The sequence below is a fragment of the Flavobacterium sp. ZB4R12 genome (genome assembly GCF_048276375.1).
Taxonomy (GTDB): Bacteria; Bacteroidota; Bacteroidia; order Flavobacteriales; family Flavobacteriaceae; genus Flavobacterium; species Flavobacterium gawalongense.
Genome location: NZ_JBLNKS010000013.1, coordinates 119,699 through 132,040, shown reverse-complemented (window position 1 = coordinate 132,040; position 12,342 = coordinate 119,699). Strand labels below are relative to the sequence as shown.

Genomic DNA, 12,342 nt, shown 5'->3' with positions numbered 1-12,342 from the left:
GCCCGAAGTGCCAGGGCAAGAATCGGGAAGATTGGATAGAAAAAAGAGAAACGGAACTTTTGCCCGTACCATACTTTCACTTGGTTTTTACCTTGGCCGATAGCATCAATTCTTTGGCAATGCACCAGCCAAAAATGGTTTATGATACTTTGTTTGAAGCTACTTGGGAAACGCTTCAAACTTTTGGCAAAGCCAAGGAAATGCAAATGGGAATGATTGCCGTTTTGCATACTTGGGGACAGCAATTGAGCTTGCATCCGCATCTGCATTGCATTGTTCCGGGCGGTGGCGTGGACAAAAACGGACAATGGAAAAATAGCAGAACCGATGGTAAATTCTTGTTTCCAGTAAAAGCCTTGTCGAAAGTTTTTAGGGCTAAATATTGCGAAAAACTCAAGGCAAAAAATCCGATTGGTTACGAGCAAATCCGCACCGATTTATGGCAAAAACCGTGGGTTGTTTTTGCCAAACGTCCTTTTGGAAGTCCAAAATCGGTGGTGGAATATCTGGGAAGATACACCCACAAAATCGCCATCAGCAACCACAGAATCAAAAATATTGATGCCCAAAATGTGACATTTGATTACAAGGATTATCGAATGGCAGGAGCCAAAAAGCTTATGACACTCTCGCATCAGGAATTTATCAGGCGGTTTGCGTTGCATATTTTGCCCAAGCGTTTTGTAAAAATCCGTCATTATGGTTTTTTGAGCAGTACTTGGAAGCGTCAAAAGCTAAAGCTTTTGCAGGAGAAGCTTCAGGTAAAAGTATTGAAAAAAGTAGAAAAGAAGCCTTTTTTACCCAAGTGTCCGTGTTGCAAAACAGGCAATTTGCACCGAATAGCGGTTTTTGACCAGCGTGGTCCGCCGGCTTGGTATCTTGGCGGTTGCCAAAGCTCCAGTTCCTGTTCCGCTAGTTAGCGGGATGGGGTAAGGGCAATTGTGCCCAAAAGTGAAGGAAAACACGAAAAAACCAAGCTGAAACCACTCCAAAAAAAAGAGGCACACTTGCCTCTTGAAATTCTCTCTAAATTTTTTACGATAAGTGCATAGTGTTGACGGACTTGTAATCGGTTCCGTTCAACCCGGGTTTCATTGTTCGTGCTGCGCACGCAACGAAACCCTAGGCTGTTGTGCGACGTTCTTTTAACTTCTTATTGTTTATAGAATTCTTCAAAATTTTCTTTCTTTGATTTTTGATACTTTTCAATATAAGAATCTAAAAATCCACTTTGCCTTAAAAATTGCATTGGATCTTTTATATTGAGTATTTCAGCAATTGCTTTATGTTTATCTTTTTGCTTGTTAAAATAAGCTTCTGTTATTTTATAACCAACCCAATATCCTAAATCATTTGGCCTATCATCTTTTTTGGAAGTTCCATATAGCCAATCTTGATAATCTTGATTTTTTAATCTCGTTACAAATTCTTGACATAATTTATCCAAGTGTTGTTCACCATATTTATATGAAGAATTATTTATTGATTCTCCTGAAATGAGTTCGCCAATAAAATCCGCACCTCCTTCAAGCAATGTCCATTTTAAAAGCATATCCTTTCCTTCTAATTTTTGTTGATAATGAATAAGTTCGTGAGCAATAAGACCTGTAACTCCGTCAAGATTTTTTAGCATTTCTGTTCCAATTATTATTCCATCATTTGAAGAAGTTCCGCCAGAATTGAATCTCCCATAAACAAAATAAATAGGTGGAAATTTTGCATTTGGATACCAATATTTTAAAGCACTATAGATTGCTCTTATCCTTTTTTCTTTGGAGGGAAGTCCATCTAAAACATATCTTGAAAGTTCATAGTCTGCCTTCCTTTTTTTTACCACTGCAAAAAGTGAGTCTGCGTTAATTATTCTGTTTTGAGTAAATCCTTTAACGCCTAAAGAGCCTTTTTGCAAATATTCATTAAATGGATTCTGTTTTGATTTGTCCATTTTATCAAATGCTTCCCAAAAATTCTTTGAATCGTTCTTTTCAAAAACAGCATCTAAAGGATTTTCAGAAAAATTGTTTTGTCCAAAAGCAATGTTACAAAAAAGAAGAAAACTTGCAGTAAAAACAAGATTTAATTTCATATCTAATAATTTTAACGGTATTTTTTTTATAGAATGTCGCATAACGTCTTGCGGCTTTGAGATGGTGGGGATTTCGGAGAAGAGTATTTTCGGTTTAACGTGAACGTAATTGTTTACGGTAATTCCACTAAAACCCCACTATATCAAAACCGCTGTTACAGGCTGCCGTTCTTGTCGCCTGTGCCTTGCAATCATGGTCAATGTTGAGTTTAACTGTCAGCTGTTGGATTGTATTTGTTTCGGATTGTGCGATTGAGTTTTTTTAATTTTTAGGAGGGGAGGATATTTAAAAAAACAACTTTTATCCAGTAAGAGATATTGAAGCTCTTTTGCGATTTTTGGTCTGTGAGTTAATTTGTGTGAATTGCAAATGTGCTTTCAGCTGTGCTTGTCTATTTTTCCTCTTTTCCTTTTTTTAGTTCTTTATTTTTCTTTGCTTCTGGCAAATAATTGTCTGTTGAGACAACCTTTTTACCTGTCCTACTTTCAAGTTCTCGCCTTGCGTTACCCGCAACTGCACCACCTTGTTTAGCTGCCTTTTGATTTTGTATAAATCCTTTCGGATTTTGTGTTTTTACAATTTCAGTTGTCGAAGCTTCTCCAAGCATTGAAAAAATCAATTCAAGGTCAGTCATATGATCCCGTAGATTTTGACTTTTCAGTCCTTTTACTTTTTTATACTCGGAAGGTGTCAAGCCGAAAGTTGCTTTTGAAATTTCTGCTGTGAGTATTGAATATTCTATTTGTTCCTTTACACCTCTGTTTTTCCATTCTTCTGTCAACTCTTCACGAATAGCAATACTTCGCATTCGCTTTTCAATCCAGTCGTCAGGGTAGCCTTTAAGTTTGTACAGTTCTCTTGTACGCTGTGTTGCTAATTCAGGATTTTCAATTTCATCTAATCTGTCTGATCCAACTTGTGCTAACCAAAGTTTAAACGGCTCTGCTTTTGGAGATGGAATAGATTGAATAATCCTTAAAAGCCCTTTAGTATCGGAAGCTTGTATCTTTCGTCTTTTACCATCCGCTGCTTCCATTTCAACTAGGGTACAAATTGTACCCCAGTTGCTTTTAAGCATTTCGTCACGGCTTAAAATCCTTTTTATGTATTGCTTAACATCTGTACTATCTGTTAGAACTTCTATAACGTCTTGAACAGAAAAGTACCATTTCTGATCCTTGTCATTCCAAACGGAACGAATTCGCTTGCTCTCGAATAATTTAATGCTTCCCATGTATATTAAATATTTTGCGTTGCTAATTTACAATGTTTTTGATTCACTCAAATACTTTTCTTGCCAGAAAGAAGGAATTTTAGAAATGATTTTTTTTGAAATCTGCATGTTTGCATTATACCGAGAAATAAGAGGTAATGTTTTACTCCATTATCAAAATAGGTGGATATTTTTCTTTGAATTGCTAAATGTCTTAGTCCTCTTTCTGCCATATTGTTGTTCCATGGAATATTATCCATTTCGAGAAAAGTAAACAAATTTGTCCAATGTTTTTTTAATCGTGTTTGATATTTCAAGGTAATTTCTGAGCTATAACTTTCATTCATTAATACTCGATTGTAAAATTCATTTATATTTTTTCTAAATTTATTAAAATGGCATTTTTTTGACCCGTATTTATCAATTGTTGCAAAAATTGGAATGATTAAATTTCGTAATTCCATTATGAATTTTTCGTATTCAATATTATAAGGATCTTTCCATAAATCATTATTAAGGTCTCTTATCAAATGAACCCAACACTTCTGATGTTTGCATGGCAGCGAATCATAGCCTGAATAAAAATCTGCAATAAGCACTCCTTTAAATTTTCCCAACAATTTTTGAACCATTTCAATTTCACGAGTTTCCGTTTCTCTGAAAATTACCTGTTTGCCATTTGTCAAAACCCAGACATAATGATCAATACCCTTAACATTGACTTTCGTTTCGTCTACATGAATAAATGGACTATTCAAAATATGTAACCAATTTTTATTCTCTGTATAGCTATAAAACGATGAAAAATCTCTTAGTGTATTAGTAAGTGTACTTTGGCTGATATTTTCATTAAATAACTCCTTCAAGTTAAGTTGAATTATATTGTAGGGTAATCTAAGAAAAAGGCGTTGATAAACAACCCAAGATTTAAAATTATGACCAAAGTGCATACTGCTAATTGATTCAATTTGAGGAGGAATGAAATATTTATTACATAAAGGGCAATAACTTTTATGTCCGATATATTTGATGACAGTTTTTCGTATGGAGTGCTTTGTAAAAACAAGGTTAGTAAGAGTTCGTTCTGTAGTTTTTTGATTCTTAATTAATTTAGATTTATGAACAGGGCAAACTCTCTTTATTGGGACAATAATTGTTTTTTGTGCTTTAGGGATAGTTCGTGTTACACCTTTGTGTCCAATTTTCCCGCCTGCCTTTTTTTCTTCTTGAATTTCTTGTTGATCAACATTTTGAAAGCTTATTTTCCTTCCTTCATAATTTTCGTGAGCAAATTTAAGGATTTTGTCAAATTGTTTATGAACCAGAGAACTTGACCCTGTGGAATTTTTTTTAGGATTGCTTCCAAAATCTACTTCGGGCAAAATATTAGCAGATTCTTGTATTAATGTTAGTTTATCAGATAACGATTTTAAAGCTATGCAGTCCTCTAAATTGTATATGATTAAAAATTGCTTGTATTTTGCATCCTTTGTATCGTTCCATTGATGTCTCCATATCAAACTTTGAATGCCGCTTGCGTTAGGGGAAGACCAAGTCGCACCAATGTAATTTCCTAATTCTTTCAATCGATTTGAATAAACTGGAAAATAAATTTTACCGTAAATTGAATTGACAATATTTATTAAACGATTTTGTATGTGCGTTATATTTCTATTATAACGCTTTCCAAGAATAGCAATCGCTTTTATTTCATAACTTCCATAATGGTATATAGGAGCATCAGGATATTCATTTATTATCGAAAGAAACTGTTGCCAAATATGAGCTTCATCAGATGTTTTATCAGCCCAAAAACTATTGGATATAGTTGCATCGTCTTTACATATTAATACTCCAATCAGATAATATAAATCTTGATCAGGATTACCTTCAATGTCTAAAAATAATTCAATGGGCTGTCTTGATAGCTCTGGTAATTGTTGCACATAAATTTTATCTGTTCTAAGTGCTAATGCCTGCAATTCTAAATTATGAGCGACTAATTGTTTTGTCCGTTTTGTCTGCCTTCTTGGTTTGTATAAATATGAAAGTTGTTGAATTGTAAAGATTCCTTTCTTTTTATATTTATCTATTACTTTGAATGTTGCCCTATCCAGTAAACTCATGTTACTATCAACCTTCGCCTTTTCTTTGCAAGAGGCACTATATTCACAAATGGCACAATGTTTATTTAAAATCAGATAAGGTTCATTTGGAGCTAATAGCATCTTATTCAGTTCATCGATATGTTTTTTGATATTTTTCGTGAATGATGATAATTTGAATTGCTTTTCTTGGAAGTTTTTTCCGTAAATCACTTTACAGCACTCTACCTTGAGATTAAATTCAGTTTGGATTAATGATGCTTGCAGAGAAATAAGCAACTTGTCCGTTTGTGTAATCTTTTCAAATGGTGTTAATAAAATTGGAATTGCCTTGTTCTTGCCAATAAATTCAAAGCCATCAAGTATTATTTCGGTATTTGTATTTATAAATTTTTGATCAAGAATTATTCCGTCATTAAAAGCAAAATTATTTCCAGCGGATTGAGTTCGGATTAGGGTCTTTGCAGATGACAGCTTTTCTAAAAATAATAATTTTCGAGAACATTTTAACTCGTTGAATATTTTTTCATAATCGGAAATTTCTCCGATTTCGGATTTACATTTTCTATATGCTTTGTAGGGACAATGAATAAAACTGAGAAGTATATCATTAGTTATTTGCATTACTCTACTATTGAGGGTTGGCTAAAATTCGCTAAAATTATTTTTAAAAAATGTAAGTCGGATTGAGTGTCAGCAAGGTTGATTTGTGTCAAGTTGCAGTGAACTCCAATAGTTTCAAAGTTTGCTCACATGTCATATCATAAATTTGTTCGTTTGTTGGTTGTCATTCTCAGGGGTGCAGGTTGTCTGTTACGCTTGCCTGTAACGTTTGGCCGCTTGGCGATGTGGCGGATTAAGGAAGCCTAGACTTTCGGTTAATGACTAATTTCACAAGTACAAAACCATCTTTAAATTAAGCCTAAACCCGCCATATTGCCAAACAGCGGTTACAGGAAGCCTTTATGGGAGGTTTCGTTTTTTATTATTTAGTTTCGCAAGTTTCTGAATTACATTGTAATGGAACTATTTTCCGATTTATTGCTAATTGAATGTATAAGTATTGACCAAAACCAGTAATTTTTAAAATGAAAAGTAAAGGTAAAAAAATATAAAATAAAGGAAGTCTTATAAAGATAAAATATAAAGAATTGTAGCCGAAATGCCAACTAGTATCGAACGATGCCATTTGTTGTTTCGCTAGTTTAAAATCAAGACTACGAAATGAATTAGTGTCTAATTCATTTCGTAATCGTTTTGTTTCTATCAAATTTAACCAGTCTAATTTATGAATTAGATTTACAAACTTTGAGCAGTTCGGACACCAGTCATCGTAGAATACTGTCAAGATTGTCATATATTTAGATTTAATTCACTTGCTTTACAATCCAATTAAGTATTTCTTCTAATGCTATTGGTGAAAAAGTCTGTTCAATTTTAGCGTATTCATTTGGCAAACCTGTCTTGCATTCTTGAAAAAGATGGTTTAAGTTTGGTAGCTCTTTTATTATTACATTTTTGTTTTTCCCTTTTTCGAATGCTTTTTTTATAGCTTCTAAATTTTCTTTTGGTGGAACTTGTATATCCTTTTCTCCGTTAATCGCCAAAACAGGACATTTTACTTTTTCTAATGTTGTTGCTGGATTGTATTTTATGAAATATTGCATCCAAGGACTTGCAATTTGATTTACTTGTAGCTGTACAAAATCTTCCTCACTTATTCCTTCGGGTTTTTCAGCGTTTGGATTGTCTTTTAGAGTTTGTTTAATATAATTTGTTAAATCGATTTTTAATTGTTCTGAATTTGTTGATTTGGATACAATTTCAAAAGCACCTTTATTTGTGTTTTTTGTTTTTTGTAAATTCTCCTCACTTACTCCTGATGCTTTGCCTTTTAATTCTTGTTGTAATAAAAGTAATTCATCACCGGGTATTCCTGTCCCTGCTAACAAAACTATAAAAGCAATTTCTTTAGACCGACTAGCAATCATTGGTGCAATTATTCCACCTTCGCTATGTCCAATTAGACCTATTTTCTTTTTGTTTATTTCTTTCCTTGTTTGTAAATATTTCACTCCTGCCTCAACATCCGTTGAGAAATCTAAACTTGTGGCAGTTTTAAAATTTCCTTTTGAAGAAGCAGTTCCCCTGTCGTCAAAACGTAAAACTGCAATTCCATTTTTTGTTAAATAGTCTGCTAGAACAAGAAATGGTTTATGTCCCATTAATTCCTCATCTCTATTTTGTGGGCCACTTCCACTTATTAAAACAACAACTGGAAATACTCCATCTTTTTTCGGCAATGTCAATGTGCCTGCTAAAATAATATTTGCTTTCTTGTTCTCAAAAGTGATGTCTTCTGAATAATAAGAATATGGTTTTGCAGGTTCTTGTGGTCTAATCAATTCTTCTTTCTCAACTGATTTTTTTGATAAATTTAATGGGAAAAATTGTCCAGATTGTTTGAAAACACCAATAATATTATTGTCTTTGCCTAAAGTCCCTTGATATTCAATTTTTGCATTTGACATTTCAATTTTTAATATTGAGTTTTCAAAACTTGTTGAAGTTACTGGAATTCCTTTAGCACCCTGATCAGGGCTATCCATTGTTGAGATGTATCTATTTTCAATTTGGTTAATATTGAAAACCAATCTTAATTGAGTTCCTTGAACTTTCAAATTTCCACTCCATTTTCCAGTAATTTCTTGTGAATAACCTGAAATTGATAATAGAAAAATAATCAATATAATTTGCTTATTTTTTTTCATTTTGGGATGTTTTTTTTTCGGTTACATAAAACATAATAGCAAATTCCACAACTAAGATTAAAGCAAAAATATTTTTGCTTATTTCATCTGTAAATAGCGATGCGATATAGAACCCAATAATATTAAAAACAGAGAGCAACATCATTATAATTGCTGAGAGACGATTTGCAAATTTCCAATTTTCAATGGTTTTCATTGATTTTTTGGTTCGATAGCCATAAAAATAATTAATTTTTTTTGGCGGAAAAAGAAACAATATTACGGAAACGGTTAACAAAAGGATTGAAACAAAAATTTCGATACTCATAATTGTTGTTTTTAGAGATTAAGAATAAAATTAGACAAGCAGACATTGTAATAGAAAAAGTGACAATGCCTAAAAAAAGCAAAATAAAAAAATGAAAGGTTATACCAATTATAAGAATTACTCCTCTGTATTTTTTATTTGTAGAAAATAAGCTAAAGGCTATAATTAGTTCTAAAAATAATACAGACCAATTAAAAAAAGTGGTGAGTATTGGTGAGAACAAAATTAAATCAATAAAAGGTTTGTAAAAGTTTGTTGCTCCAAAAAGAGGCTGTGTTAACCAATAATAAATTGCTGTACCATTTTTCCATTCTTCCATTTTAAATTTTCCTACTGAAGCAAAAAAATAAATTACGAAGATTTGGAAACAAATTAAAAAATATGATAAGGTGGCAATTGTTCTTGCAATAAAAGTCTTTTCTGATTGTGTTTTTGACCAATGCCATCTTCGTGTATCTAAAAGACAAATTGGTATTAATAATAGAGTTATTATTGATGCAACTTGGTCTCCTCCATCATTGCAAGCAGAAGTAATACTAAAGCTATAAGTCACAAACCAATGAGGAATACAAGTATATTTAGGAAATATGCCAATCATCACAAATGTCAAAATTATTACGCTTATTATTACTCCAGTTTCTAAATTGTTAAACCAAGAGAATAAGTTGAATTCAATATTGCTAAATTTTGGATAGTTCTCATTTTGAATACCGCTATAGAATAAAGTTAATTTGTTATTGAATAATAAAGTCATTAGAAGCGAAAAAGACAATAAACTTCTGCTTATTCCTAGCCAATTTGTCCAATAGTTATTATCAATTATCTTTTCAATTATTTTTAAATGTCTAAATATCATTATTTATTTTTGATTTCAAGTTGAATATACTTCATTGTTCTATGTATTTTTAAGTTAGATTTATACCAATCATATGGTAAAGGATTGCCTTCCTCAATTAGATAAACACCATATATCATAGGCTCTTTGACATTTATAGATATTTTTGCTAACGAGTCTTGCGGTATTTTATCTACGTTTCCTTTGAAATTGTACCACAATTCTTCATTTATATTTTTCAAGATAGTTCCAATTTTATGGTTGATTATTCTGTTATCTCTTTTTATTCCAAAATATTGTGTTAGTTCAGCAGATTTCAAACATACAGAATTAATTTTTCCTTTTTTAATGCTGTATATGTTGAAGTAGTCCTTGTGCACATCTTTTGTAAAGAATGCCCAGCCCTGTGGGGCTAGAGCATTCAAATTATTTTTAAAAGGGATATTGTAATTTAATGTTATAGGATTTGGACTATTACTTATTACCAATATAGAAGCCACAACTAGTATTGTGCAAAATATTGAAATATAAAAGAATATCAATTTTAAATATTGCTTTTTCATTATAAATTCTGTGCTACTTGAATTGAGATCGCTTCTAAAGTAATTGAGTTTGATTGTGACATTCTACCAACATAAAATTCAGAAATGGCTACAACGTAAAAAACCGCAACTGCTACAACCGCAAGTCCTACAGCTAAAACATAGCACATTTCTTTCATTTGAGTCTGTGATTTTCGCATATCAATGTTTCCATTATCATCTTTTTTTAGGTCTTTACTTATTTTATCAATAGAAAGATTATGAATAGAAAGTTTATCGTTGATAAATGGGATTAGTTGATTTGTAACTTTCTTAATTGTTCCTGAAATAATTTCAGGGTCTTTAGTGTAAATGTTAGTTTAAAAGTTTTTAAAATAGTTAGCATCTTTTTTCTTTAAATAGGCTATAGCTTCATTTTCAATAGCTCTAAATTTGATTAACTCACTTTTTTTCAAGGTATTAACATTTGATATACTTTTAAGAGAAGGTATTTTGTCTGTTAATACTCCATCCGCAAACACGATGGATTTAAAAAGCTCTTCACCACTTATTTTGGCATTATTCTCACTTGTCGATTTTGTCAATTCACTACTTCCAGTATCATTGGAACAACTTGCAAACAAAAATGTTGCAACTAATAAAACTAATAACAATGGATTACTTGAAATTTTTCTAATTTTCTTCATATATAATTATTTTTTACCTACTTCCAGGTTTCTTTAGGTCGCTGTTTCGGTTATTCCGACCTCATAGGTCAACTTTAATCTTTCGGCGGTGCTTAATTTCTTCATTTTAATTAGCTTCTACGTTGCTTTACGTGAAATTTTAGCACGGACGTTTGTTAAAAGGTTTCCTGTAACGTTAAAGCATAACAGTAGTTTAGGGTAAAAATGCCCATACTATCGAAGTTAAAAACCAAGATTACAAGTACAAACAAAATTATAAACCAAGCCTGATGCCTAAATTACTGTTATGCAGTGTTAGCAAATCGGCTTTAATTCACAGAAAAATGGATATATTATCAATTATTTTTATTATTTCAGCAGTTTTGAATATAGTATTATCAATTATTAAATGGGTCAAAGATGAAGACCAACAATTTAGTGCTATAATGGGTTGGACTTGCGCTATCTTATACTGCATAAGTTCCAATCTTTAGTCGTCACGCAAGCTGTTTGCCAACGTTCCCTTGCTACAAGAGGTTTGGGGTTAAATTAAGCCTTATTTTCGGATTTGCCAAAACATCCCAAATACAAACCCATTTTCCAAATTAAGCCAATTGCCCAAATCTCTTGTGAGCAAGTGTTGTGCGTTCGTACTTCTAGTTAATATTTTCTTTCAAAAGACTTGCCATTGAATCGATATACACCACTTGGATTTGCTCCTCCAAACCACAATTCTTCTTTTTTGCTTTTATATATAGTCCAAATGTGTTTACTTTCAAGTCCATCTTCTTGAGTAAAATTTTTCACGGAATTACCATCATATCTCCATACGCCAGACTCTACAGTCCCAAACCAAATGTTTTCTTCAGTATCTTCTCCAACCGAAAAAACCTTTTTAAGAGAATTACCTTTCGTATACTCCTTCTTCAACTTCTGTTGTGCGGTGAAATTGACTACTTTTTTTCCATCATATTTCAAAACTCCAATTCCATTATTACCAATCCAAAGATTTCCTTTCCTATCTTCAATTATGCTTCGAACATGCAAAGAACCAGTTTCTGCGTTTAGCCCAAGATATTCATTATCCAATATCTTAAAATCTGAACCATTAAATCCTATTACCGCACCGTAGGTTCCAAACCAAACAGTTCCATTTTTACCTTTGATAAAAGGTGTTGAAATGTAATATTTAAACCCATCCCCAGGTCTAGGTATAACAGGAAATGTGCGATAGGAAAGTTTTTTTCCGTCATACTGATACACACCTGGATTCTCTTCAAGTTTGTTGTAGCCCTCTATTTCATCACCTTTAAACCAAAGGTCAGTATCAGCTAATTTCCATTGTTTTGTTGAATCATAATTTCTTCCTTTGTAAACAGCTATTTTTTGTCCATCATAAATGCTTAATCCTTTGCCACATTCAAACCAAATTATGCCATTTTTATCTTCATAAATACTCCTTACCTGATTGTCACTTAATCCGTTTTCTGTTGTGAAATATTGAAGCTCCCCATTATGAAGCAAACATACTCCTTCGTTGTAACTACCAAACCAAATATTTCCTTTACTATCTTCTAAAATTGAACGAACTCCTGTTGTGTATTTTAATCTTATGGCGTTGATTCCTCTATCAAGGTGTTGAATACTTTTTTTAGCGTTTACTATCTTATTTTCCTCATTTGGTTTACTTTTATTATTACAAGAGATTGTTACAACAATCAAAAATGTGCAATAAAGGATAAATGTGTTTTTACTATCTGATTTTACTCTCATTCTGTTGGTTTTTTTAGTATGACGCACAACGTTCCCGCGCTCTT

12 protein-coding genes are annotated in these 12,342 nt (G+C 32.3%); 1 reads left to right on the top strand and 11 read right to left on the bottom strand.

Features of this window, described 5'->3' with window-relative positions; all coding sequences use genetic code 11:
* On the top strand, positions 1-920 hold a 920-nt coding region (locus tag ACNO7W_RS11145; RefSeq protein ID WP_417938183.1), incomplete at its 5' end, for a transposase.
* Positions 921-1,153: 233 nt separating this feature from the next.
* Here the strand turns inward: ACNO7W_RS11145 and ACNO7W_RS11140 are convergent.
* The 11 genes from ACNO7W_RS11140 to ACNO7W_RS11090 all read right to left on the bottom strand — a co-directional run bounded on the left by ACNO7W_RS11140 (position 1,154) and on the right by ACNO7W_RS11090 (position 12,298).
* Positions 1,154-2,086: a DUF2268 domain-containing putative Zn-dependent protease gene (locus ACNO7W_RS11140; RefSeq protein ID WP_417938182.1), complete on the bottom strand. Its 933-nt coding sequence runs from the start codon at positions 2,084-2,086 to the stop codon at positions 1,154-1,156.
* A 392-nt stretch (positions 2,087-2,478) separates the two neighbouring features.
* Positions 2,479-3,321 carry a Bro-N domain-containing protein gene (locus tag ACNO7W_RS11135; protein WP_417938181.1) on the bottom strand — a complete coding sequence of 281 codons (843 nt, stop codon included), beginning with the start codon at positions 3,319-3,321 and terminating at the stop codon, positions 2,479-2,481.
* 47 nt (positions 3,322-3,368) lie between these two features.
* Complete coding sequence (tnpC, locus tag ACNO7W_RS11130) at positions 3,369-6,029, bottom strand: IS66 family transposase (protein WP_417938180.1); 2,661 nt, start codon at positions 6,027-6,029, stop codon at positions 3,369-3,371.
* A 361-nt stretch (positions 6,030-6,390) separates the two neighbouring features.
* Positions 6,391-6,762, bottom strand: coding sequence for a DCC1-like thiol-disulfide oxidoreductase family protein (locus ACNO7W_RS11125; RefSeq protein ID WP_417938179.1), 372 nt, complete (start codon positions 6,760-6,762; stop codon positions 6,391-6,393).
* Between the two features lie 10 nt (positions 6,763-6,772).
* A complete protein-coding gene (locus tag ACNO7W_RS11120; RefSeq protein ID WP_417938178.1) occupies positions 6,773-8,176 on the bottom strand; it encodes an alpha/beta hydrolase family protein in 1,404 nt (467 codons plus the stop codon).
* Positions 8,163-8,372: a hypothetical protein gene (locus ACNO7W_RS11115; protein WP_417938177.1), complete on the bottom strand. Its 210-nt coding sequence runs from the start codon at positions 8,370-8,372 to the stop codon at positions 8,163-8,165. The genes ACNO7W_RS11120 and ACNO7W_RS11115 overlap by 14 nt, the downstream gene beginning before the upstream one ends.
* Before the next feature lie 31 nt (positions 8,373-8,403).
* Positions 8,404-9,339 (bottom strand): sporulation-delaying protein SdpB family protein, encoded by a 936-nt coding sequence (locus ACNO7W_RS11110; RefSeq protein WP_417938176.1) that lies wholly within the window; start codon positions 9,337-9,339, stop codon positions 8,404-8,406.
* The gene (locus ACNO7W_RS11105) at positions 9,339-9,881 is read right to left on the bottom strand and encodes an SdpA family antimicrobial peptide system protein (protein WP_417938175.1); all 543 of its coding nucleotides are present in this window, start codon (positions 9,879-9,881) and stop codon (positions 9,339-9,341) included. The genes ACNO7W_RS11110 and ACNO7W_RS11105 overlap by 1 nt, the downstream gene beginning before the upstream one ends.
* A complete protein-coding gene (locus tag ACNO7W_RS11100) occupies positions 9,881-10,060 on the bottom strand; it encodes a hypothetical protein (protein WP_417938174.1) in 180 nt (59 codons plus the stop codon). The genes ACNO7W_RS11105 and ACNO7W_RS11100 overlap by 1 nt, the downstream gene beginning before the upstream one ends.
* A 159-nt stretch (positions 10,061-10,219) precedes the next feature.
* Positions 10,220-10,546, bottom strand: coding sequence for a hypothetical protein (locus ACNO7W_RS11095; RefSeq protein ID WP_417938173.1), 327 nt, complete (start codon positions 10,544-10,546; stop codon positions 10,220-10,222).
* A 639-nt stretch (positions 10,547-11,185) separates the two neighbouring features.
* The gene (locus ACNO7W_RS11090) at positions 11,186-12,298 is read right to left on the bottom strand and encodes a ligand-binding sensor domain-containing protein (RefSeq protein ID WP_417938172.1); all 1,113 of its coding nucleotides are present in this window, start codon (positions 12,296-12,298) and stop codon (positions 11,186-11,188) included.
* Between the last annotated feature and the right edge of the window lie 44 nt (positions 12,299-12,342).

Bases quoted from the DNA above. Each gene is read 5' to 3' on its own strand.
- ACNO7W_RS11090 (WP_417938172.1), bottom strand. From the start codon at position 12,298: ATGAGAGTAAAATCAGATAGTAAAAACACATTTATCCTTTATTGCACA.
- ACNO7W_RS11110 (WP_417938176.1), bottom strand. From the start codon at position 9,339: ATGATATTTAGACATTTAAAAATAATTGAAAAGATAATTGATAATAAC.
- ACNO7W_RS11135 (WP_417938181.1), bottom strand. From the start codon at position 3,321: ATGGGAAGCATTAAATTATTCGAGAGCAAGCGAATTCGTTCCGTTTGG.
- ACNO7W_RS11095 (WP_417938173.1), bottom strand. From the start codon at position 10,546: ATGAAGAAAATTAGAAAAATTTCAAGTAATCCATTGTTATTAGTTTTA.
- tnpC (WP_417938180.1), bottom strand. From the start codon at position 6,029: ATGCAAATAACTAATGATATACTTCTCAGTTTTATTCATTGTCCCTAC.
- ACNO7W_RS11115 (WP_417938177.1), bottom strand. From the start codon at position 8,372: ATGAAAACCATTGAAAATTGGAAATTTGCAAATCGTCTCTCAGCAATT.
- ACNO7W_RS11120 (WP_417938178.1), bottom strand. From the start codon at position 8,176: ATGAAAAAAAATAAGCAAATTATATTGATTATTTTTCTATTATCAATT.
- ACNO7W_RS11140 (WP_417938182.1), bottom strand. From the start codon at position 2,086: ATGAAATTAAATCTTGTTTTTACTGCAAGTTTTCTTCTTTTTTGTAAC.
- ACNO7W_RS11125 (WP_417938179.1), bottom strand. From the start codon at position 6,762: ATGACAATCTTGACAGTATTCTACGATGACTGGTGTCCGAACTGCTCA.
- ACNO7W_RS11105 (WP_417938175.1), bottom strand. From the start codon at position 9,881: ATGAAAAAGCAATATTTAAAATTGATATTCTTTTATATTTCAATATTT.
- ACNO7W_RS11100 (WP_417938174.1), bottom strand. From the start codon at position 10,060: ATGCGAAAATCACAGACTCAAATGAAAGAAATGTGCTATGTTTTAGCT.